The organism is Shewanella nanhaiensis, assembly GCF_019457885.1.
GTDB lineage: Bacteria > Pseudomonadota > Gammaproteobacteria > Enterobacterales > Shewanellaceae > Shewanella > Shewanella nanhaiensis.
Genome location: NZ_JAHZST010000005.1, coordinates 72029 through 95976, shown reverse-complemented (window position 1 = coordinate 95976; position 23948 = coordinate 72029). Strand labels below are relative to the sequence as shown.

Sequence of the window (23948 nt, the reverse complement as noted above, 5' to 3'; positions counted from 1 at the left end):
CGGAAATGTCCGGCAGTACTTTACTAGATAAACTTAATACTAAAGGTTAATCCGAGCTGACGAGGATCGCCATAACGGATATATTGTTTATCAGCCCAATCTTGATCGGGCTCGTTACCAAAATAGAAGCCTCGTGTACCATACTTTTCATCAAACAGGTTGCGCCCCCAAAGATAAGCAGACCAAAGCTCTGTCTCATAACCCATACGAGCATTGAAGATGGTATAGGCTTGAGATGTAGACTCATTGCTGTCTGAGTAGTAAAACTCACTCTTACCGCTCGTGGTTAAATTTGTAAACCAGCCAGAATCGGTGCGATAAGTCGCCCCAGCGCTATAGGTAAACTTAGGTGAATGAGCCAGTTCGCGGCCACTTAGATCAACCGTACCACCGTATTTGTCCTGATATGAATAGTCGCCATACTCAGTCTCTAACCAACCAAGGCTTGCATACAACTTCAAGTTATCCGTTGCATACCAAGTGCCGTCCAATTCAGCACCGTAGTTATTTGAACTGCCTGCATTTTCGGTATAGAGGTAAAAACGTTGACTATCTTCAACGGCTTGCTGAGATGCCGCAACCTGCTGATCTTGTCTATCCATATAGAAAACAGAGAAGTTAGTATTGATGTCACCATCAAGCCAAGTAGATTTCAACCCAATTTCATAGTTATAGAGAGTCTCAGAGTCATACTCAGTTTTATCGGCTAATTGCTCAGGTAAAGCCATATTAAAACCGCCCGCTTTATAGCCACGAGCAACCCTAATGTATGTCTCCTGTGTATTACTGAGCGTTTTACTCAAGGCAATATGACCGCCCCACATGGTCTCATCAGGGTTAAAGCTTGAGCTTTTCATCTCCCCATCAACAAGGCGATCTTCATCATATTTAGCCTCTCGCTCTTCGACTCTCAATCCTGTTGAAAATGAATACCCATTACCTAAATCTGAGTCTATTTGACCAAAAACTGCATAGTTTCTTGCATTAAAATCTGAAATAACATGCTCGTCAGCCCAGCCGTTATAAAAAGAGGTGACTTCATTATTTTCATCGAGATTCATACCATAAACGCCGAGCAACCAGTCAGTGCTCCCAGCAAAGATACGCCCGGCTTCTGTGGAGCTGAGTCTAAACTCTTGGCTAACAGTGTTACGCTCTCCTCTCTTATCCCAAGTGTAATCATACTGACAAGGCTCGCCGCCACAATCTAAGCCAGCCCAATAATCTGGATTGGCCCAGTCACCGTCATAATTATGGTGAGTTTGAGAGCTTGCATAGGAGGTCAAAGAGACTAAATCAAATGCATCAGCCCCTGTATAAGTAAACTTAAGCGAGCTGCCAGAGGTACGCTGTTTGTCCACGCCAGGCGCATCAGTTAACGTATCGAAACCATTATTATCTAAGGTCCAAGCATCATAACCGTTATCAAAATCAGCATGCAGCAAGGTCAAATCTATCTCTAAATCATCAGTTGCATACCAGCGCAGTTTAGCACGGCCAGTAAACTCATCACGGGCATTAGTATCATCACGCCCAAGATAGAGGTTATCTTGGTAGCCGTTTTGCTTATGCTGTTGCAGTGATACTCGATACAGGAGTTTGCCAGAGTCCGTTAACGGACCAGAACTAAAGCCGCTAAAAGTCGTTAATGCATCATCGCCTACAGAGACTTCGGCTCCATGCTCAAACACATCAGTAGGATCATTACTCTTAAGGTAGATAAGTCCAGCAAGTGCATTCGCACCGTAACGTGTCCCTTGCGGCCCACGAAGCACCTCTACTTGCTGCAGGTCATACATACTCGATATCATGCCTAAACCGGACATGTCGATATCATCGATAATGTAGCCGACCGAGGAGTTAGGTGCTCCTTGGTACTCCTCCTGCTCCCCAACACCACGTATTTGGAAGTATTTTGGTCTTGAGCTTCCCCCTGACCAGTTAAAGTTTGCGATGGAGTTTAGGATATCTTCGAAATGTTGAGCACCTTCATCTTCGATCTGCTGCTGATCGATAACGGTAATACTCGAAGGCATCTTCTCAAGCTCGGTACCACGAAAATCGGAAGTGACAACAATCACCTCCATCTCATCACCTGTATCTAGTGTTTGACTTAGCTCTGATGCAACTGCGTAGCCAGATGCTATCGAGCTCGATACCGCAAGTGCGACAGGTGAAATCTTTTTTAATATAGACAGTTTTGAAACAGACATTAGGACCCCAAATTATTATTTTGAGATCCGGCAATTGGAAAAGCGAGAAAGGATATTGTATTTGATCAAGTTTATACGATCAAAATTTGGCCCATTCCTACGCCGGTATAAGCCGGATCAGGTTCAAAGGGTTTGTCGTAGGACATCTCAGATACCGCATTATATGCAGTATCACCCCTTGGCGCCGGCGATTATACATCAATATTACTAACTATTGACAAACTTCTAGCATCAATCGCAATAAAAATGCCACCCCATTGATGGCATCTTATATCAATCAACTCCAACTAATTAGAAAACGCCTTCCTCACATAAAGTTCATACCTGACAGCATCTGTATTTGGCGCAAGACCTGACACCTGCATCTGCTGCTTTCCATGAAGCTTTAATGACTTCCAGGCACTGCCTTCATCGTCTAAGGTATAACCGTTAATATCATACCAAGTGAACTTGTATTGAAGGCGCAGATCCGTTGCAACTTTGCTGATGATTAATCCAGAGCCCTGTAGGAACCCTCCCTGTTGACGGGACTTAAGTTGCTCAACACTGACCTCACCAGCAAAGGATCCATTGTCGACGCGAACCTCTCCCGTGGAGCTTGCCATCACCCCTGCAGTATGGGGGGCACATGCCGTCATCATTAACCCTAACGCTAAAATTGTTATTAATTTTCTCATTGCACTTATCATCCTTATTAAGTTGAGGAACTCATACTGACAATATGAGTTTACCGCTTAATTAATCAATCAAAAAATGAGCCCTTGCTGTAGCAATCAGCTTTTTACGGTTCGTTTGCCAACAGTTAATGCTCACATTGGCCACCCTGCGTCCCTGACGAGTGATTTTACACTCAGCAAACGTATCTTTATGGTAACCAGCTCTTAGGTAATCAATCGAAAAATCAACCACCTTAGGCACCTTACTTGTGTGCATAAATACCATAAGTTGCACAATTGCCGACATCTCCATAAACCCAGCAATCACGCCGCCGTGAATAGCGGGGAGGATAGGGTTACCTATATTGTCACCTTTTGCTGGCAGTCTGAAAACCAGCTCATCACCGAATCGCTCCACAGACATACCAATAAAATCGGTATAGGGAACATGGGATAAGAGATGGCTAAAGTCATTCAACTCAGTGGCTTTTTTCACTATCTCTTTTACATCGAGTTGTGGAGTCTTTGAGACAATCGGTTCCTGCACGCACTGCTTGCTGTCTGATAACCCATCAGCTAGAGAAGTGACCTCCTCGCCAATCAGAGCTTGGCGAAACTCATCGCCAATCATCTCCGGGCTGATACGCATAAAAGAGCCGACTGCATGGGCAATGGGATCATCAATCGAATCTTGATAAGCAATGCCACGTGTAAACGCAACACTCGAAGATATTTTATAGCACTCAGCAAAGCCATAAACAGGCTTATTGGGATCGGCAGGTTTCATATAATCAACCCGCAGATCTAAAGTTGGAGAAAGCTCTAACGCCTGATATTTATCAAAGATAGAGCAAACCACAGCACTGCCACTTGCAGTATCCATCAAGGTCGTGATCACTCCACCGTGAATCACTCCCGTATCCGGATACCCCACTAATTCATGGGCATAGGGCAGTTCAATCAACACGTGATGTTCACTGGCCTCATGAACTCTAAGGTTTAGACGACGGCACTGCGCTAACTGATCAACAAAGCGTGTGGCAAGTTGAGTAAGCGGGAAAAAATCAGGATTAACCTTCATAGAAATTGGCCTTCATTAGGTAGCACTTGCGCCTATTTTTTAGCTGCTAACATTCGGCCTAAAGGTCTTCCGCCTACAAGATGCATATGAATATGGTAAACCTCCTGTCCCCCATGTTTATTGCAGTTCATAATAAGGCGGTACCCATCTTCCGCTATCCCCTCCTCCTCTGCCAACTTAGCCGCAACGGTCATCATTCGACCCAGTGCTTTCTCATCTGATGCTTTGACATCATTCACTGTTGGAATAAGATGATTTGGAATAATAAGAATATGACTCGGCGCCTGAGCATTAATATCACGAAATGCGGTGACTAATTCATCTTGGAATAAGATATCAGCAGGGATCTCTCGACGTATAATTTTACTGAAAATGGTTTCTTCGGCCACTTGCCTGTCCTCTCTATCATGGAATAGTAGGAGTATACCTATAATTAGTCGCATTGGGAGTATCTGACAACTCATCTTGATAAAGAAGGTGTTGTTTGCCCTAAAAACTTACAAACATATCTGTAAATTCTACCAAAGTGATAGTCACACAAAGGACAAGCCCCTTCACATTGATTAACAGTTACACAATTGTATATACATTAACATTGACAATAGAGGCTAAGAGCATAGAATCTTAGGCTAATAAAACATTTGAGATAGCAAATATGCTAACGGATAAAGAGACTGCACTATTAAACGCGGCAACTGACTTGATTAAAGAGCATGGTATGATCGCTTTAAATATGTCTGACGTTCACAAAAAAGCCGGCTACTCAAGGGCCGCTCAATACCAATCTTTCAGCGATAAAAACTCTCTACTTGCTGCACTGTGTATGAGGGAGCTAGTTCAAAATACCTCTGCACTTAACGAGCAAAGATATACAGAGATGACTAGTGACTTCACCGTCGTATTAAGACCCGTTGTTTATAACTACTTAAAGCTTTCAGATAGACTAATGATCGACTCAGCATTCAACCATATGCTAGATGCCGTTCAAACTCTTCCTGATGTTGAGCAGTTTTCATTCCTGAAACAAGGTTTTAATTTTCTCAATCAAGAGAGAATTAACGCTGCGTAAGCTAATCCCCTCTATATTAAGCCTTTTATTTACCGTGAAAGGCTTAATATAGCTCCCAGCAACCATTAGGTCTTAATGATATACACAACACCCTCTTTTTCATAAACGTTACTGACTTCATTCCCCTCGTCTAACACAATAACTTGCTGACCCTTTTCAGTGACAGCCTCCCCTGCAGCATTAAGCACAACAGCAATTCCCATCGCCGTTAACATCGGAGAATGAAAAGAGCGATAATGTTTATGGTGCTTAGGTATAACGATCACAGGTGCTATAACTGGACTACGAACAACGCGTTGAGATGCGACACGTTGACACTTCACACCACCAGCACGCTCACAACCTACAGTTGCAGCACTCACTCCTTTTGAGACTCCAGCACTAACTACTGCCAATACAGAAATAGAGAAGTAAATAATAGATGCAGCATGTTTCATTGTTCTAATCCCCATAAGTCAAATACTTCAAACAAATAACACACTAAACTATACATATGTATAGACGCATTTTCAACTGGCAAATAGGATTTGTGATTATCCTCATAAACTCAAACATATATACTTTTCACAAAAAATTTTTAAGCTATTATCGCGCCAATTATTTGGCTCTATGACAAAACTAATGAAAAAAATGCTTTTCCTGTTTATATTTTACTCAACATCCTCATTGGCAAGTGCACCATTTGGATTAGAGTGGGGTGCAGATCTATCTGAGTATGGAGTGACAAATGTAAATGGACAAACAGTAACGCTATTAACCAACAAATTGCCGATTGTTCATCCCAGAGCAGAGAACTACTTCCTCAAAGGGAGAACAGAACTAGGGTTAAGTCTAATCAGAATGTCGTCCAACGTTTATGATGTACAAAGTAAAGAACTTGAGATGATTCATAATGAGATTAGAGAGGAGCTCATTCAAAGCGGTTATCGATTCACCCGAACAGAGTCAGGAACCTTTGGAACATATCAATGTATTTTGCAAAGTAACTGTTATGGAAACTCATGGCATGCGGAGTCAAAACAAGGCAATACAGTAAAGCTGTTAACTCAAGGTAAAAATCGAAAGGAAGGCTATATATTAGTTGAGTTTTCAGCCCCGGAACTACTTGAGAAAGAAAACCAACTTGAATTACAAGCCTTCAAAGCCAAAAACACTTCAATTGCTGCAGCGTTTTAGCCCTGTACTTGATTGAAGATTAAAGCTAATACACTGCATATATTTTAGGAAGAAAGTCTTACCTAATTCAATGTTGCACTTCATGCAGGTGTGTCTGCGCCCAAGCAATGGCTTGACCGCGACTCGATACACCTATCTTTCTAAAAGCACGGTAAAGATGAGTCTTTATCGTACTTTCACTAACAAAAAGTTGATTAGCAATATCGACATTAGTACTGCCACTTAGCAGTGCTTGTAAGACCTCGCGCTCTCGTATAGTTAAACTCTCACTTCCCTCAACCTGAGATTGGTTGTCCTGTTTATGCTCTGATAGCTCAGCAGGAATGACAGATTGTCCCCTCAATATATTCCCCAAACCATGGCCAATTGCGTCAAGTGCTGCATCACAGAAAAATACGCCTGCAGTCACAGTCGGGTGGATCAGAAAACGAGCATCAATCTGTCGAGGAAAATGAAGGAAAACAACTCTTGCTGATAGCTTTTTCTCAACAAAACGCTGAATTTGATAAGCTTTTTGAATATCCACAGTTGATAGATCTATGATAACTAAAGAGAAGTTACCACCAGACACTTCGAGTTCCGCTTTTTCTGGAGGAATTTTAAGTAGTTTAACTAAAAATTCTTGAGGCCAGCGTGTGTCCAATAGATCAGTGAGAAGATTAGAACGAGAAATAACTACCCAGTTTATAACTTTGAACATACTGCTGACTCCATGTCTACAAAACTAATGCGCTTTCACTGCCCTAGAGCAACAACTTGTAAGTTATACCAAAAAATCTATTAACCTACACATTATATTTTGTTGATGAACAAAAATAGAAAAGAATGCCCCAAAAAAATCATCGTTTTGAACGTTAACTTTCATGTGTTATCAACAAGCAAATTTCATAGTCCTGATGAAGTTTCGCTTATATAAAATACATAGCAACTTTTCTTGTAAATAAACCCTGTATAAATTTTCACGGTCCTATATAACCATTATCTCAATATTATGATGGGGATAGCTAACAACATCGTCAATCTAAAGTATTAAGCTTGTCATACAAAACTGCTATTTTTACCTTAGACCTAATACTTAACTACTAACCCCTCTGGAATACTCATTCTATCGACTTTGTTTAAGCCAAGCTAATTTAGCCTGATATAGGCGTTGAGTGTTAGAAAGGTATGTATAGTCCAAAGCCGTTTTTAATGATTTTTCAGCAGCATAGGTTTTACCTAAAGCATGCTGAGCACTGGCTAATTCTATATATGCTTGGTGATAATATGGACTATTTTCTAAAAACTTTTCTAGATAGATAATTGCACTAAAGTAATCTCTCTCCTTAAGCGCACTCCTACCAAGCAGGTACCAGTTATAGGGTGTTGGATCATCGAGATAAAGTAAGGTTCTCTTTATCTCATTTGCAGAATCAACCTTTCCTTGAGAAGTCAGTAAATGATGATAGTTACTCAGTAGAGTGATCTTAGATTTAGCCACCTCCACTCCATACAGGTAAAACTCCTCAGCGGTCTTTTCATCACCCGCTCTTCGGTGTACAACCGCCATCATATTAAGCAGAGGAGCATAATCAGGTGCATAGCTTACTCCTCGTTTTAACAGTGCAAAAGAGAGCGCTAGATCATTATCAAGCAATGCATCAGCCGCTAAATTTCGGTAATACATGGCAATAAACTGGCTTTCACCAATAAATGCACCACCTCTATCGTAACTATCAGGAAAGTAATCCATTATCGCGTAGTCTCTACCTGAGAGATAAAAACCTTTACTTTTGCTTTTATCCTCCTCATATAGAAACGTTCGAACATGATCTGATGTGACGGCCAAATTAGACCTGATCTCCTGAAGCATAGGCGCAGTGTGCATGACTTGAAAAACTACGCCCACATTAAGCTCTTTTGCTACAGCATAAGTCAGTAGAGCCAAGGTCATGCAGTTGCCTCTCCCTGTCGCCATCGCTTCTGCTGCAGATAAATTTTTCCCTTCATAATTAAAGTTAACTAACTTTTTTGCGACGTATTGATGAGCCTGCTCATTTATCGGAAGTTGAGCAATTTCTTCTTTTTCAACAAATCGATATATATCTTTCACTTGAGATGACGTTAACTGTATTAAACTATCAAAACTGGGAATTGAGGCTGTATCTGAACGAAACAGCAGATCGTTAGTATTCGGGTAACTCGGTTTAGGAGGGGTTACAGCTCTATTACTGCATCCTAAAAGTAAAATACAGCCCAACACCCAGATAATACAAACAGCATTCACTCTCATAATAGACCCACTCCTTTGGCGACTTATCTCAGCATTCTCTATACAAAAATGTTTTCAGAGTACTTTGAAAGTAGTAAAAACATTGATCAACCCTACATAAAAATTGATACAAATAATAGCTGCTTAACTTAGACTAAAGTCTGCTAAATGTTGCTATTTTTTAGAGAAAAAGCAGTAATAACAAAGTAGAAAGTGCAAAGATAAGTGTTGTTGCTCGCCAGAAGAACACTGGATTTGTTTCCAAAAGGGGCAACTCAAACTCTCGCTTATCCTTTACAGCTTTGGGTTGTTGTAGCGCATAGATAAACTCTGAGGTGTCGCCATGCCGATGGTTCGGATCTAGACTCAAAGCCTTTTTCAAGGTTTGATCTATCCAGATCGGAATTAAAGGGTTCAGCTCATAACAAGGAATATAGATAAGATCTTGATAATCAGCTTTTGTCCGGCATCTCGCTAACCTCCCCTTAAAAGGCAACTCTCCAGTCAACATCTCAAATGCGATTATCGCCAATGAGAAAAGATCCGCACGGTTACTCACCCGGTAGCCCAGCACACTTTCCGGCGCCGAGTAATCTGCCGTACCTAAGATTCTATCTCTTTGCAGTGGCGTGGTTATCTCTGCAACGCCTTTAATATAACAGGAACCAAAGTCGATAATTTTAATCTGTCCCTCCTGAGTTAGAAGAATATTGTCAGGTTTAAGATCTTGATGTAGGGTCTCTTTACGATGAAAGGCTCGAATACCTGATTCTAACTGCTTTAACAACATCAACACCTCTTGAATAGAAGCATTGGGATTTCTGCTTATCCATAAGCTAAGGGGCATTCCATTGAGATACTCTGTCACATAGTAGAGAGCCGACTTTGGCTGGTCTCTATCGAGTAACTTGACTACATTTGGACTATGTATCCTATGCCCAATCCAGCTTTCAAGCATAAACCGCTCAATATAAGCAGCATCATCAAGGTAGTTTACAGAGGGGGTTTTAAGGCAAACCTGCCTCCCCTCTTGGTTAACCGCAAGGTAGACTTGACTACGCTGACTCTGATGTAAAACCTGTTTAATCAAATAATTATCTAATTTCATCCCTACTAACAGTGGCGGTGGGAAAGGCAGGCTAGAGAGTTGCTGATAAACATCATTAATATCTTGAGAAGGCAAAGTCTCAATTCCAAGCAACTGGCAACTGACATTGTCTTCACTACCCCTTTCAATCGCGAGCTCACACAGGTGACGACAAAAAATAGCCAAGTCAGCGAACTCTGATCTGAAGCTCACCTCTCTGTCCTCTTGAGTTTCATTTAACCATAAACTCAAAATTTCACTCAGCTCGCTATCGGTAAATAGATCATGGACGCCATCAGTCGTTAGCAGGTAATAATCCTGACTCTGAAGCGCTAACTGGCGATAGTCCACATCCAGCTTCACATCTAACCCTAGAGCCCTAGCCAAATAACGTTTATTGGTATTCAGTACGCTAATATGATCACGGCTTATTCGCTCTAGCTCCCCATGTCGAAAACGATAAGCCCGTGAATCACCCACATGTAATAGGTGAGCACTACATGACTTAAAGATAAGTGCGGTAAAGGTACACACATAACCTTTTCTCGCATCACGATAATCTTGCCCTAAGCCAAATAACCAGCGGTTTAAGGCCGTTAAAACTTGAGAGCTTGCACGCTTGACTCCCCAAGTATCTGGGGTTGAATAGTAATCTGAGATAAAGTTAGTCACACTGATATGGCTCGCTTTTTCTGCGGCCTCAGCGGCACTCACCCCATCACAGATCACAGACACAGCTCCCTTTGTGGTGAGCATTAATCCATCGGGAATGCGGATCCCTATCGCATCTTCATTTACTTGCTTCACCCCACGATGAGAATACTGTCCAGCATTGATCTCAAGCTTACCGCTTAAGGGCAAGTCTTGGTGATGCATCTTCTCAAACGCGCTCATTAGTTAACACTTATCATGGTCACTTCACCATCCTCATCCACCTCGGTCATATGGCCTTTAGGCTCTGTGAGAAACAGCAAGCTAACCAAGCCAAATAGCGCGCTCGCACCAATGACATAAAAAAACAGCTGCGTCGACACCATAGAGTAAACCGTCAGAAAAAATACCGCCCCGACATTGCCATAAGCCCCAGTCATACCAGCGATTTGTCCGGTAAGCCTACGTTTAATCAAAGGGACAGCAGCAAATACGGCGCCTTCACCACCTTGTACAAAGAAGGAGCAGGTCATCACCATTAACACAGCCAAAGGAAGAGACCACTGAGCATCGATCTGCGCCATCCCAAGATAACCTAAGGCTAAACCGGCGGTTAAGATCATTAAGGTTGGCTTTCTTCCAAATCTATCACTTATCCAACCTCCTCCAGGACGAGACAGCAGATTCATAAACGCATAACTCGATGCCAACATCCCCGCTTGAGCTAAGCCCAGCTCAAAGGTTTCCGCAAAAAAGAGAGGCAACATAGAAACAACTGCCAGCTCCGAACCAAACGTAGAAAAATAGAGCACATTAAGCACTGCTACCTGTTTAAAAGGATATCGCTCAAACTCAGGTACAGTCCCATTAAACAGATGTTTATTAACCTGATAGGTGAGATAAAGATCGATGGCCAGAACGAGCATTAACACCCCATAGATCAACTCAGTACTACTTTGGCTGAACATCTTGACGCCCTCGGGGGATAACTTCCAGGCCAAAAGCGCTAATGTGGCATACATAGGCAACTTCATCACAACGAGTAACATCAGATCAGCCTTACTTGTCACCTCTAGTGCACCCGCTTTTTTAGGCTTAAAATAGGTTGAGCCTTTAGGTGTATCGCTCACATTAAGAAAATAGATAACACCAAAGAGTAGACTCAGTCCCCCAGTGGCACCAATGGCATAACGCCAACCATCTTCACCGCCAAACGCAAGCGCAATCACAGGCAAGGTAAAGGCTGCTGCCGCAGACCCAAAGTTACCCCAGCCGCCATAGATCCCCTCTGCGGTCCCGAGCTCATTAGCGGGAAACCACTCACTGACCATACGTATTCCAATAACAAAACCCGCGCCAATAAAGCCAAGAAGAAAGCGAGCTAAAGCAAGCTGCTCAAAACTGGTTCCTAAGGCAAACATAAAGCAGGGGATTGAACACACGATAAGTAAGGCGGAATAGGTTAGCCTTGGACCAAACTTATCCGTCACCATACCGATAATAATCCGGGCGGGAATAGTGAGAGCAACATTAAGGATAAGCAGGGTTTTTATCTGCTCTTTACTCAGTCCTAGGCTGTCGGCAATGACACTCATTAACGGTGCGGCGTTAAACCAAACAACGAATGAGATAAAGAATGCCATCCAGCTCATGTGCATCATTTTCATCTTGCCTGAAAATGAGAATAGATTAAATTTTTCCGCCTTCATATCGCACTCCTTAAAGCAGTTGACTCACTTTGATCACAGGCCGTTTGAAGCCGCACTCTGCCTCCTTCGCAGCTAATGGGGTAAAGCTGGACACGTAAGCTTTCATCTTCAATACATTCACCACTGGTTAAGCTGTAGTGTTGCTTATGCAGTGGCGATGCGACCCAAATATCCCCTTCCAATTCACAAATAAGTCCACGGGATAGTAAACTGACTCCAGTGGCAGGATCGGTATTGCTAATGGCATATAGCCCCTTCTCACCTAAATTAAAAATGGCAACAGCGCGGTTTTCACACCATGCAGCAATCCCGCCAAACCTTGGCAGCGCACTCTCATCACAAATATCAACCCATCTCATATTTAATCTCCTTTCTGCACCCTGCCATATAGTTAAACTTCACTTAATTCAGCTAATTGAGCATCTTCACTAAGAGGAATGTTGATCAAAGGAATTCTGTCAGATGTGGAAACAGGGAAACGTTGACCACGACTGTATCGATACTGCTCTAACCCAAATGCAGGCATCTGTTCAGGATTTACGTATTCACTAAATCGAGATAAAAACTCTGGAGTCTCTAAACTGGTTTTCCATTCACATTGATAGCTGGCAACCACTTTATCCATATGGCTTTCAAGCTCTGATATCAGACCTAAGCTGTCATCGATAATCACAGATTGAAGGTAGGCTAGCCCCCCTTCGAGGGATTCGAGCCAGACAGAGGTACGCTGCAGACGTGCAGCGGTTTTGGAATAAAACATCAAGATCTGATCGATAAAGCGCACTAACTCTCTGGTGCTAAGATCGGTTGCAAACAGATCGCCGTGTCTTGGCTTCATGCCTCCATTGCCGCCAACATAAAGGTTCCAACCTTTATCACTGGCAATAATACCAATATCTTTACTCTGTGCTTCTGCACACTCTCGAGTACAACCCGATACTGCAAACTTTAACTTGTGTGGCGATCTCAAGCCTTTATAGCGATTCTCAAGCGCTATCGCTAAACCCACCGAGTCTTGTACACCATATCGGCACCAAGTGCTGCCGACACAGGATTTCACTGTTCGAAGTGACTTGCCGTAAGCATGGCCAGTTTCAAACCCCTGCTCCACTAACTCCTGCCAGATCATGGGAAGATCGGTGAGCTGCGCGCCAAAGAGATCGATGCGTTGTCCACCGGTTATCTTGGTATACAAGTCATGCTTTTTGGCTATCTCACCTAGAGCAATCAATTTATCGGGGCTTATCTCTCCCCCTGCAATGCGAGGGACGACAGAATATGAGCCATCTTTTTGTAAATTGCCCAGATAGGCGTCATTAGTGTCTTGCAAATTGGCATGCTGCAGATTGAGAACATACTCATTCTCGAGGGTGGCAAAAATCGATGCCACTAGGGGTTTACAGATATCGCACCCAAGCCCGAGTTGGCTCGTCCCCACTTTTCCATGACGTTTTATCAAAGAGGAGAAATCAGTAATGGATTCAACTTGGCATAGGTGAAACAGTGATTGTCTGTCATGTTCAAAGTGACAACATATCCCTTTAGATACCTCAAGGCCTTGAGACTCCATGGTTTGAGTGATCACTTGCTGAACCAGCGCACTACATCCTCCACAGCCTGATGCCGCTTTAGTGCAACCTTTAATAGCCGCAAGGGAGTGATCTCCCTCTATCACCCTAGCAACTATGTCTGCCTTAGTGACTTGATGACATGAGCAGATAACGGCATCATCATTGAGCGTTAAAGGGGCATCAGCATCTTGTTGAAATAGTTCAATGGCGGGAGTTGTTAGTGCACTACCTGAAAGGTATTGATTAAGGAGAAAGTTGTAATCAGTCACATCACCGACTAACACAGCCCCTTTTAGGTAATCTCCCGTTTCATCCAACCAAAGCTTTTTATAAGTGCCTGCTTGATTGTCACTAAGCTCAACAAACTTTGCATTATCAAAGCCTCGGCTTTGACCAATAGATGCGACATCAACCCCTAACAACTTAAGCTTAGTGCTCATATCTGCGCCACTAAAAGGAGCAGAGTCAGCTCCCTTACTGCTCGATGAAAGATGGGAGATAACAGTTCGCGCCATCTGATAACCCGGCGCCACCAGCCCAAAAACTTGCTGCTGCCAAAGCGCACACTCACCGATAGCATAGATATCCTCATTTGAGGTTAAGCAATGATCATCAATGACAACTCCGCCACGCTCACCAACCTCAAGACCACTTAAACGCGCTAGGCTATCTTGAGGGCGGATCCCAGCCGAAAAGACAATTAAGTCAGTTTCTAAATGGCTACCATCTCTGAATGTCATCCGGTGAGTTGAGCTCTCCCCGTCAATAATCGCAGTTGTTGCCTTACTGGTATGAACTGACACCCCAAGTGCTTCAATCTTCTGGCAAAGCAGTTCACCGGCCTTGTCATTAAGTTGCACTGGCATTAACTGAGGCGCAAACTCCACAACATGAGTATCTAAACCCAAAGTCAGCAAGGCGTTTGCGGCTTCAAGTCCTAAGAGACCTCCGCCAATAACCACGCCAGAAGTGGCATCTTTAGCCGCATGTTGAATAGCGTGCAGATCATCAATGGTGCGATAAACCATGCATTTTTTACGATCTTTTCCCTCAATAGGAGGTACAAAAGGATAGGAGCCTGTTGCCAGCACTAATTTATCATAGCGCCACTTCTCATCACCTGAGGTATATAGATGCCTGCTCTCAATATCCAGACCCACTACCTCTTTTCCAAGGTGAAGCGAGATCCCTTTGGCTTGATAGGCCTCAACACTTGCCAACATCAAGGTATCAGCAGATCCTGAGTCAAAGTATTTAGAGAGTTGAACCCTGTCATAGGCTGGCAAATTTTCAGCGCCAAATACCTGCACTTGATACCTTTCATTAAGGCCTTGTTCACAAAGCTGCTCTATAAAATGGTGACCCACCATGCCGTTACCCACAACCAGTAACTTGGGCCTTAAGTCATCTTCATCTAGGCCAAACCTTACATCTGGCACTTGAGTCGTTTGTATGCATCCCATGAACCTGTCCCCACTCTTTTCTACTACTTTAAAAATAAAAAGCGCCATGCTCCCCATTGGGAACATGGCGCCATTGCCAATCAATTCTAATTTTCAGTTAAGCTACAATTAGGAATGCGAGGCCTATGCCAACAAAGCAGACTCTGTATCTAATTGATTTTTAACCACTTAAAGTAAAAGTAATCATAAATAGGTATAGAGTTTATGCACAAGTTAAGCCCCAGTGCACCACAAGTGAGCAGAAGTTCATCTCATAAAAAATACCAAACAGGCAAAGTGATTAAATCGATCGAGTAGTTAGATGGAGTAGTAAAAGGTATTGAATAGCTCATTAACGCAATGCTTCTGTTTTGAGCTGCACTTAGAGAATAAAGGGGTGTTAAAGAAACTGCTTTACCAATTGAGCCAATGGGAGTCCCTGCTTCATGGCCTCCTTTTGTAGCAGTTGGTGAGCTTGAGACTCAGAGAGCCCTTTAGCCTGAAGCTTAGACTTTACCTTTGCCAGCTGTTTTTGCTCTTCTAAACAGCCTTGTAGAGTACTGATCTCTTGAAGCTGCTGCTCTGCGAGTTCGTACCTTAATTTTGCCAAAACAAGTAAATCATTTAAACGGCTCATCTCTAACTGGCCTGGCACAAATGTCACACGACCACAGGTTAACAAGCTTTTAAGATCATCTGCTTGCCAACTTTGCGCGTTTATCAACAGAGGAATAGCCGAGAATGCGATTAATCTTTGCAAAAAAGCCAACTCCTTTCGGGCAAAAGTCGTCACAGATAGCAGCATCACATCCTTATCCACATCTAAGGGGAGCCGTTCAAGCTCGCTTAGGCTTAAAGGTGAGAGCAACTCAACCTCACTGTTCAAATAAGAGGAAACGTTAGCAAAGTCGAGTTTATTCCCCTCAGAGACAATCAATAATCTCATCTACCTCTCCTCCAGCACTGGTTTTTTAACAAGCCCTTTAAGTTTGTTTTCTCTATTTTTCCAAGCCTTGAGCGCTAATTGAGTTGCAACTTTAGTGCGCTGACAACGCCCCTTAATCAGATATATCGCCGACAAAGAACTCAGAACACTCGCAATAGCCAATTGAGTCACTCTCTGAGTGTCCGGTATCAACTCATCATGGGAAATAAGCTCACCCCGCTGCCAAATAGATATAAACAATTCAGCAATCTGCTTCTGATCTATTTCTAATTGAGAAGTAAATTTCGTTATCCCAATCACCCCCTCCAATAACGTTGGGATAACAAAGCCCTCTTGACCATGATCCGTAACAATAGAAAGTTCAGTGGCGATCCTTGGGTTCACTTCAGTCTCCCCCTGCACGCCCTTAAAAATGCCCACCCTTATCTCTTTACTCTCTGGGCTAAATAGCGCTATGGATCTCGCGACCTTTACATGCACTTTATCTAAACCAGGATGAAAGTAGCTGCGTAAGCTCACGGGCGCAGAGGCAGGATTGACACAACGTATCGCGGTTTGAAAAAGACTACGTAAACCTAACTCTTGGTGCAGTGAGCGAAATACCGAGACTAAAGGCGTTAGGTGATCGGCATCTAGATAACAGATCCCGGCGCTGTCTAGCGCAGACTTGGCCTCTTTAGCTGATGAAACAACGGGGATCCCGAGCGATGCAACATAACGAGCAATATGTAAACGATGGGAGAGCGAGTGGGGGTCGCCATGTAACAGTACTCGTTCCCCCTCTTTGGCTAACACTTTGGCCGCGAGCAACAGCCATGGCAGCATGTCACGCTTTCCCGCATAACAGGGCCAATCGATACTGGCATCTATGGTTTTCCACTCGGGGGATATTGTCGATTGGATACCTAAGGTAACCCCAGCAATCTCATCTATCGTCTCTCCCCTTACCCTCATTAACATCAAGGATGTCGCTAATTGAGCTCGAGTACCGTAACCATCATAAAAACCAGTAACGAGAAATTTTGACTCCTCAAGCGTTAAGCTACGGGAGCCTTTAACCCCTCGCCCTAAAGCTTTTACTAAGGCCTGGTAGCTCTTTTTCATCAAGCTCTGTTTCATAAAGCTTGTTTTAGTCATTGTATTTCCGTGCAAAAGTTCACCTCACCATACGTGATGAATTCATTTGATTATCACTATGCTCAGATACTCGCCATGAACCTCTCTCTTCAATACTCGAAACCAGCGCTGATAGTGTCTGAGCGACATTGACGACCTCTCCGACAATCATCAAGGTGGGCCCCTCAACAACCAGTCCCCGCGCTACCTTCGCCATACCGCCTAATTTGGCGTAAACCACTTCCTGTTCTGCTCTAGCACCATTAGTGATAAATGCCATAGGCAGCTCAATGCTTGCCCCCGCAGCCAATAATCCCTGCGCAATGTTACCAGCCTGCTCCTTGCCCATATAAAAGACTAAGCTTGTTTCGGCGCAGAGAAGTGCACTCCAGCTTTGGGCACTGTTATCAAACACTCGTCCGGTCACAAAGGTCACAGAGCGTGCCACGCCTCTGTGTGTCAAAGGGATCCCTGTACTCGCCGCGCAGCCAAGCGCCGCCGTCACTCCCGGAACAAACTCGCTCTTAATTCCGCTCTTAGCCAGATAAAGCGCCTCCTCGCAACCACGACCAAAGATATTCGGATCGCCCCCTTTCAAACGAACCACAAAACCACCATCCCTTGTACTAGCGACCAATAGTGCATTTATCTCATCTTGCTTAGCACTGGGTTGACCACAACGCTTACCGACAAAATGCATTGCACATTTAGATGATGCTAATGTCAGGATATCCTCACACACCAAACTGTCGTAGATAATGACATCGGCTTTTGAGATATATCGAGCCGCTTTTAACGTCAATAGTTCCACCTCGCCACACCCCGCCCCTACAATCGCTACCTTAGGTGGAGTACTGGCATACCGGTTTAAATCAAGTTTTATCACATCAGCAGTTTTCACTGGGCACTCCCTCTTAAAGTTAAATTCGATAACCCCTCTAGGGCAATACAGGTAACACGAACGATTTAATCTTATGAGAAGTTATCGCAACCCTTATGCCAGTAGTTAACAGATTGATTAATATTGATGTTTTAAAAATTGATATCTATTTTTGCGAAGTTTGAGCTCCAAGAGTGCAAAGTCTTGCACCAAAAAAGCTCATAAAAGAGAGGAAAAAGTTCAGCAAAGCATGGAAACAGAAACTGCAGGCACAAAAATGCCAGCAAATGCTGGCATTTTATTTCAACTTAATGGCTCCATCAAAACCACTATTTAAGCGTCGACTCAGATGTACGACCATCATCATGACAACTATCACATCCTGGCTTATCACCAACATTCATGTCATGGGGCGCATGACAATCAGCGCATGTTAGGTTACCTTCATGGGGCTGATGAACAGCGTCCATCTCTGCCAGTGTACCATGACAGCTTTGGCACTGTTCAAACTCATAAGCTCCATCAGCAGAAGGCTCGCCATCTGCATGACATGCTTCACAGCCATCCATCTCTGCATGCATCTCAGCAAGCTCTTGTGGTTCAGCCATCGCCGTTGGTGATAAAGCTAACGCAGCCAAGCCTGCACCGAATAGCGCACTTAATATTTTTTTGCTCACAATAATATCCTCTTTATGGAGCAACATAGTGACGCTTTATCAACTATCAACGTCATCTTGCTGCCTAAAGTAATAGCACGACAATGCATAAAGTAGCTAAACATAAGCAAACTCGCAACTAACTATAGCTGAAACCTTAGCAACTCCAACTTTGATAATATGTGAGACTCATCAAATAAAAACACCTCTAACCATATGATTAATGAATTAAAGTGATATTGATCACGCTAATCCCATGCATATAGGAATGAATCTTTAGTTGCAGTGAAATTTCATTTCACTTTTTATACAACTAAATAATTATGCACTTTTAGAGTTTAAACATAAAAAACGGGAGCCTAGGCTCCCGTTCTATTCAACAATCATCAATAATCCAGCGATTTTAGCTGTTGCGAAGTGCCGCGATGCGCTTCTCTAATGGAGGCTGTGCTGACATCATTAGTTCTGATACAACCTCCACCATTGACTCTTAGCTGTTACGAAGTGCCGCGATGCGTTTCTCTAATGGAGGATGACTCATCATTAGTTCAGACATAGACTTCTTGCCGTTAATGCCTAATGCAGACATTTGGGCTGGCATGGCACCTGTTGCAGGCCCTTGACGTAAACGCTCAAGCGCGGCAATCATCTTCTCTTTACCAGCAAGCTTAGCAGCGCCTTCATCGGCTTTAAACTCACGAATACGAGAGAAGTAAGCCACTATCATAGAGGCAAGAATACCAAATAGCATATCCAGAACAAAGACAACCCCCATGTACGCGAACATGCCAAGGCCTTCACCCTCTTCGTCATTACTCGATACAAAGTTATCGATAATACCGGCAACAACACGGGCCGCGAAGATAACAAAGGTGTTCACTACCCCCTGAATAAGAGTCAAGGTCACCATATCACCATTAGCAACATGGCTTACTTCGTGAGCAAGTACACCCTCAATCTCATCTTGGCTCATGCCATAAAGCAATCCGCTACTGACAGCAACCAGTGCATTATCTTTGCTCGGGCCTGTCGCAAACGCATTCAGCTCTTCAGATTGGTAGATAGCCACTTCTGGCATCTTAATGCCAGCTTGCTCGGCTTGGCGAGCAACGGTTTCAACCAACCAACGCTCAGTGTTATCACGAGGGGCTGTGATCACTTCACAACCCATAGTTTTTTTAGCCATCCACTTTGAGATTGCCAAACTAATAAAGGCGCCACCAAAACCAAAAATCGCCGCGAATACTAGCAATCCGCCCATGGTTGAAGTGTTAACCCCTAGAAGTGACATCACAATCGAGGCCACAAGTAAGATTGCCATATTGGTAGCAATCAATAAAAAAATACGCATTTAGTTAAGCTCCTGTTGGGTACTGAATACCAGATTTTTGCGTTCTTGAAGACATAATATGTCCTAAAAGCGATAATTCAAGTGAGAAAGTTAAAAATAGTGTCAACTGAACAAGTTCAACTCACTTAAAATCAGTTGTAAATTAAAGAGAAAGCAGTCTAAAAGCCTTATATTAAGCTAGTCTTAAAAAAGGCAGAGCCCAAGCTTGGCAATAATATAAAGGCCATTAAATTTTGTTAATTAGAGAAGCAAGGTTCAGAAATAGTGGACTGTAACACCAAGAACTAAGCTAGATTGTCAGGTATTTGGCCGCCTCTTCAGCAGAGCAATTAGACAGATGTGGTACCACACCTAAACAGGGAGATGACATGAGCAGATGAAGACTAGCCAAATTCTCTTCGATGCATGAGATGTCTGCATCAACAATGTTGCCAACCCAACCCGCGATCTCTAGACCATCGGCCAGTATCGCCTCTTGAGTCAAAACTGCATGGTTTAAGCAGCCTAACTTAACCCCCACGACTAAGATAACCGGAAGCGAGAGTGTTTGAACTACTTGAGAAAGAAACGCTCCCTCTCCCAAAGGTAATCGCCAGCCACCAGCCCCCTCAACTAAACAAAAGTCCGTCTCATTGACTAAGGAGAGTGTCGGTGACAGATGCTTAATCACTGTCTCAGGAGAGATATCAACGCAGGTTTGCATCGCGGCAATATGAGGCGCAATAGCAGGTTTAAAGGAGACAGGGTTAACTTGCTCATAATCTAACTCGATAGTGGATTGCGCCATTAAACTCAAGGCATCACTGTTTCTCAGCCCCAGTTCAGTCTCCTCGCAACCCGAAGCAATTGGCTTAAGCCCTAAGCTTGCTCGGCCTTGGCTCGCAACTTTGCAAAGTAGCGCCGATGAAATAAAAGTTTTCCCACAATCAGTATCTGTACCTGTCACAAAATAGATCATCAGTTATCGTCTCTCTACATGGAGCTGTGCAATGTGGTAGGTCAAAGGAAGCCCTTTAGCTTGACGTATGCACTCCGCCCTCGCTAACCGCTCTTTCCAATCTTCGCGGCCGCGAATGCCGTGGGCCAAGTTCTGCTCTGAACTCTTCTCATCTGACACTATCGACGCCCCTACCCCTTTAATGGAGTAGAGCAAAGATTTTAAATCATCGAAGTAAACCGTAATAGGTTCAAGTTTGGCAGACTTAACTACCCAAAACTCAGGATCAAACTGTGAAACGATATCGGTCATACTTCTGAAGCTATTCACCCTAAAACCCAGCTCGACCAACTCAGGCAAACTGCCCTCGGCCACAACAGATAGATAGTAATCACCTCCAGACTTTAATACCGACCCAGTACTTTTAAAAGACTGCTTAAGGTCGTCACACCACTGCAATGCGAGATTAGAATACACAGTATCGACACTGTTTTCAGGCAGAGGGATCGCTTTAGCATCGGCGCAGACAGTTTTATAGGAGGGGAAATTAATAGACAGCTGCTCAAGCATGCCTGGCGCGATATCAAGGCCAATAACCTTCTCTACGCGTTTTAAATGGCTAAAATCTGTACCAGGCCCACAACCGATATCGAGCAAAACACCGCAAGGACTCATCTCTTTGAGTAAGCCTTGCGCTGAACGCTTTTGCAAACAGTTATGGCGGGAGTATGTTTTTGCTGCAGCAGAGAAACGCTCAGCAACGATATTAGTGTCGCTTATCTTGTTAACCCCATCTATGACTACTTCGGGTTTCATCTTAAATTACACACTCATCTAATAATTAAATTTAGCATTGATTGGATTCTACTCCAGAGCCAATACTAACGCGCTCACTAATTTGTCAATGTCACTACGGGTATGCAAGGCTGTGATAGTGATCCTTAATCTTGCACTTCCTTTAGGCACTGTGGGTGGCCTAATTGCCCCTACCCACACACCAGCACTTTTCAAATCTGCAGCCACTTTTAAAGTTTTATCGGCATCACCAATAATCAGAGGTTGGATAGGTGTCACAGATCCATTTAAATTGAGCTGAGCCGTGGCGCAGCTTTGTCTAAAGTAGGCAATATTATCAGCCAAGGTTATTGCAGGCTGCATGGACGTTTGAGTTAAATTGACAGCAGCTAGTGCAAGACTTGCCGATGTGGGTGAAAGCGCCGTCGAATAGATATATTCACGAGCATTGGCCACCAAAAAGTCGATAAGTGCTTGGCTGCCAAGAATCGCAGCGCCTTGACAGCCTAGCGCTTTACCAAAAGTCACGACCTGAATATCGGCAATTGAGGCGTTCACCGTACAAGCTCTATTAGCCAACGCGGCATCAATACCAAAACCATGGGCATCATCAACAATCAACCAAGTTCCCTGTTGATGACAGAGCTCTGACAGCGCTTCCAGCGGCGCCCTGTCGCCATCCATACTAAAGATACTTTCTGTCACTAAGGCTTGAGGCTGATACTTCAACAGCAGTCGCTCTGCACTTTGCAGATCGTTATGTAAAAAACGTTTGAGTCTAGCCTTACTGTCACCCAGACCATCAATAATCGAAGCGTGGATCAGTTTATCCGCCACAACATTATCACTGGCATCAAATAGAGTCTTCATCAAGGCACTGTTAGCACTAAAGCCTGAACAGAAAAGTAAACCCGCCTCATGGCCTGTGATTTGACAAAGACGCTGTTCAAGCTGTTGATGAGCTTGACTGTATCCTGTCACTAAGGGGGATGAGCCGCTACCAACACCATAGTCGTTAGCGCTGAGATTTAACGCCTCAACAAGCTCAGGTGATTGAGATAACCCAAGATAATCATTGCTACTGAAATTAAGGTAGTCAACGCCCTCAACAGAGAAAAGCATGGCAGGCTTATCACTGCCACTGCGGGTAACACTCAGCTTCTCTCTCTGTCTCAGCAGCCCAACCTCTTTAAGCTGGGCTTGTCTCATCTGGATCTTTTGCGATAAAGAGATGCGATCGCAACTTAATGCATCTAGGGATTTATTCGTCACAAAATGCTAATCCGTTAAAGCGCAGCGGCATCATAAAAAGCAGCACTTTGCTTATCTTTAATCGCGTTAGCTTTAGCCGTTGCTTTCTCAAGTACAGCCTTATCATCTTCGATGGTGGCATACTTGCCCTGCTCAGGATGCAGACCAAGACGCTTAAACAGGGTCATATCTTCATTCTCTTCAGGGTTATTTGTGGTCAGCAGTTTGCAGCCATAAAATATCGAGTTGGCCCCAGCGAAGAAACACATCGCCTGCATCTCATCGCTCATTTTTTCACGACCTGCCGACAAGCGAACCCTTGAATGGGGCATCAAGATACGTGCAACAGCAATGGTTCTGACAAACACCAATGGGTCGAGATCCTCAAGATTCTCAAATGGCGTCCCCGCGACTTTAACTAGCATGTTAATTGGCACAGAGTCAGGGTGCTGCTCCATATTAGCCAGCTGCTGCAGAAGACCTGAGCGGTCGGTGGCCTGCTCGCCCATTCCCACAATACCGCCAGAGCAGACTTTGATGCCTGCAGCGCGTACATTCGACAAGGTATCTAATCTGTCTTGATAAGTACGTGTGGTAATGATGTCACCGTAATATTCAGGTGAAGTATCTAAATTATGGTTGTAGTAATCTAATCCCGCCTCGGCAAGCTCTCCAGCTTGATCGGGTGATAACATGCCTAAGGTCATGCAGGTTTCCATTCCCATGGATTTAACTTCACGCACCATATCTTTAAGGTAAGGCATATCACGAGCGTGAGGATTACGCCACGCGGCGCCCATACAGAATCGAGATGCACCAGCGGCTTTAGCACTTCTTGCTTCGGTCAATACCTTCTCAATCTCAATGAGACGCTCTTTTTCAAGGCCAGTATCATAACGAGCACTTTGAGGACAATATTTACAATCTTCAGGGCAAGCGCCGGTTTTTATCGACAACAAACGACTGATCTGAACTTCGTTTGGATCGTATACCTGGCGATGGATTGAATGAGCTTCAAAAAGTAAGTCATTCATAGGTAAAGCAAAAAGTGCTTCAATCTCATCGCGTTTCCAGTCATGACGCAGCTGTATTTCCGACATTTAACTTACC

22 protein-coding genes and 1 riboswitch are annotated in these 23948 nt (G+C 43.8%); of the genes, 2 read left to right on the top strand and 20 right to left on the bottom strand.

Translation table 11 applies throughout. The annotated features are described in order from the left end of the window. Positions 1-23: 23 nt before the first annotated feature. From K0625_RS08745 to hinT, 4 genes are all read right to left on the bottom strand, one after another. Positions 24-2213, bottom strand: a complete 2190-nt coding sequence (locus tag K0625_RS08745; RefSeq protein ID WP_220109342.1) for a TonB-dependent receptor — start codon at positions 2211-2213, stop codon at positions 24-26. A gap of 77 nt (positions 2214-2290) precedes the next feature. Beyond that, positions 2291-2402, bottom strand: a riboswitch (TPP riboswitch). A 98-nt stretch (positions 2403-2500) separates the two neighbouring features. Then, positions 2501-2890 carry a YcfL family putative periplasmic lipoprotein gene (locus K0625_RS08740; protein ID WP_220109341.1) on the bottom strand — a complete coding sequence of 130 codons (390 nt, stop codon included), beginning with the start codon at positions 2888-2890 and terminating at the stop codon, positions 2501-2503. Between the two features lie 61 nt (positions 2891-2951). Continuing rightward, positions 2952-3950: a PaaI family thioesterase gene (locus tag K0625_RS08735; RefSeq protein WP_220109340.1), complete on the bottom strand. Its 999-nt coding sequence runs from the start codon at positions 3948-3950 to the stop codon at positions 2952-2954. Positions 3951-3982: 32 nt separating this feature from the next. Continuing rightward, on the bottom strand, positions 3983-4339 hold the full coding sequence (gene hinT, locus K0625_RS08730; protein WP_012324513.1) for a purine nucleoside phosphoramidase: 357 nt from the start codon (positions 4337-4339) through the stop codon (positions 3983-3985). A 266-nt stretch (positions 4340-4605) separates the two neighbouring features. Here hinT and K0625_RS08725 point away from each other — a divergent pair, with 266 nt between their 5' ends. Further along, complete coding sequence (locus tag K0625_RS08725) at positions 4606-5019, top strand: TetR/AcrR family transcriptional regulator (protein WP_220109339.1); 414 nt, start codon at positions 4606-4608, stop codon at positions 5017-5019. Between the two features lie 65 nt (positions 5020-5084). Here K0625_RS08725 and K0625_RS08720 read toward each other — a convergent pair whose 3' ends face one another. Next, complete coding sequence (locus tag K0625_RS08720) at positions 5085-5456, bottom strand: hypothetical protein (protein WP_220109338.1); 372 nt, start codon at positions 5454-5456, stop codon at positions 5085-5087. A gap of 184 nt (positions 5457-5640) precedes the next feature. On the opposite strand from K0625_RS08720, the gene K0625_RS08715 reads away from it, so the two are divergent. Beyond that, positions 5641-6195: a hypothetical protein gene (locus K0625_RS08715; protein WP_220109337.1), complete on the top strand. Its 555-nt coding sequence runs from the start codon at positions 5641-5643 to the stop codon at positions 6193-6195. A gap of 67 nt (positions 6196-6262) precedes the next feature. Here the strand turns inward: K0625_RS08715 and K0625_RS08710 are convergent, their stop codons facing one another. The 15 genes from K0625_RS08710 to bioB form a co-directional block, all read right to left on the bottom strand. Continuing rightward, a complete protein-coding gene (locus K0625_RS08710) occupies positions 6263-6895 on the bottom strand; it encodes a response regulator transcription factor (protein ID WP_220109336.1) in 633 nt (210 codons plus the stop codon). Between the two features lie 405 nt (positions 6896-7300). Next, entirely contained in the window at positions 7301-8467 is a 1167-nt protein-coding gene (locus K0625_RS08705; protein ID WP_220109335.1) for a tetratricopeptide repeat protein, read from the bottom strand. A gap of 160 nt (positions 8468-8627) precedes the next feature. Further along, positions 8628-10427, bottom strand: a complete 1800-nt coding sequence (locus K0625_RS08700) for a bifunctional protein-serine/threonine kinase/phosphatase (RefSeq protein WP_220109334.1) — start codon at positions 10425-10427, stop codon at positions 8628-8630. Next, on the bottom strand, positions 10427-11893 hold the full coding sequence (locus K0625_RS08695) for a NarK family nitrate/nitrite MFS transporter (protein ID WP_220109333.1): 1467 nt from the start codon (positions 11891-11893) through the stop codon (positions 10427-10429). The genes K0625_RS08700 and K0625_RS08695 overlap by 1 nt, the downstream gene beginning before the upstream one ends. After that, a complete protein-coding gene (gene nirD / locus K0625_RS08690) occupies positions 11890-12252 on the bottom strand; it encodes a nitrite reductase small subunit NirD (RefSeq protein ID WP_220109332.1) in 363 nt (120 codons plus the stop codon). The genes K0625_RS08695 and nirD overlap by 4 nt, the downstream gene beginning before the upstream one ends. 32 nt (positions 12253-12284) lie before the next feature. After that, positions 12285-14927 (bottom strand): nitrite reductase large subunit NirB, encoded by a 2643-nt coding sequence (gene nirB / locus K0625_RS08685; RefSeq protein ID WP_220109331.1) that lies wholly within the window; start codon positions 14925-14927, stop codon positions 12285-12287. A gap of 379 nt (positions 14928-15306) precedes the next feature. Continuing rightward, positions 15307-15852: an ANTAR domain-containing protein gene (locus K0625_RS08680; protein WP_220109330.1), complete on the bottom strand. Its 546-nt coding sequence runs from the start codon at positions 15850-15852 to the stop codon at positions 15307-15309. Beyond that, positions 15853-16989: a glycosyl transferase gene (locus K0625_RS08675; RefSeq protein WP_232846992.1), complete on the bottom strand. Its 1137-nt coding sequence runs from the start codon at positions 16987-16989 to the stop codon at positions 15853-15855. Positions 16990-17008: 19 nt separating this feature from the next. Continuing rightward, positions 17009-17869, bottom strand: coding sequence for a uroporphyrinogen-III C-methyltransferase (cobA, locus tag K0625_RS08670; RefSeq protein ID WP_220109329.1), 861 nt, complete (start codon positions 17867-17869; stop codon positions 17009-17011). 308 nt (positions 17870-18177) lie between these two features. Further along, positions 18178-18525, bottom strand: a complete 348-nt coding sequence (gene cctA, locus K0625_RS08665) for a tetraheme c-type cytochrome CctA (protein WP_220109328.1) — start codon at positions 18523-18525, stop codon at positions 18178-18180. 469 nt (positions 18526-18994) lie between these two features. Then, positions 18995-19855 carry a protease HtpX gene (htpX, locus tag K0625_RS08660; protein ID WP_012324500.1) on the bottom strand — a complete coding sequence of 287 codons (861 nt, stop codon included), beginning with the start codon at positions 19853-19855 and terminating at the stop codon, positions 18995-18997. 289 nt (positions 19856-20144) lie between these two features. Continuing rightward, positions 20145-20813, bottom strand: a complete 669-nt coding sequence (bioD, locus tag K0625_RS08655) for a dethiobiotin synthase (protein ID WP_220109327.1) — start codon at positions 20811-20813, stop codon at positions 20145-20147. Positions 20814-20816: 3 nt separating this feature from the next. Next, on the bottom strand, positions 20817-21608 hold the full coding sequence (locus K0625_RS08650; protein ID WP_220109326.1) for a methyltransferase domain-containing protein: 792 nt from the start codon (positions 21606-21608) through the stop codon (positions 20817-20819). 48 nt (positions 21609-21656) lie between these two features. Further along, positions 21657-22796 (bottom strand): aminotransferase class I/II-fold pyridoxal phosphate-dependent enzyme, encoded by a 1140-nt coding sequence (locus K0625_RS08645; protein WP_232847011.1) that lies wholly within the window; start codon positions 22794-22796, stop codon positions 21657-21659. A 77-nt stretch (positions 22797-22873) separates the two neighbouring features. Next, on the bottom strand, positions 22874-23938 hold the full coding sequence (bioB, locus tag K0625_RS08640; RefSeq protein WP_220109324.1) for a biotin synthase BioB: 1065 nt from the start codon (positions 23936-23938) through the stop codon (positions 22874-22876). Positions 23939-23948: the final 10 nt, after the last annotated feature.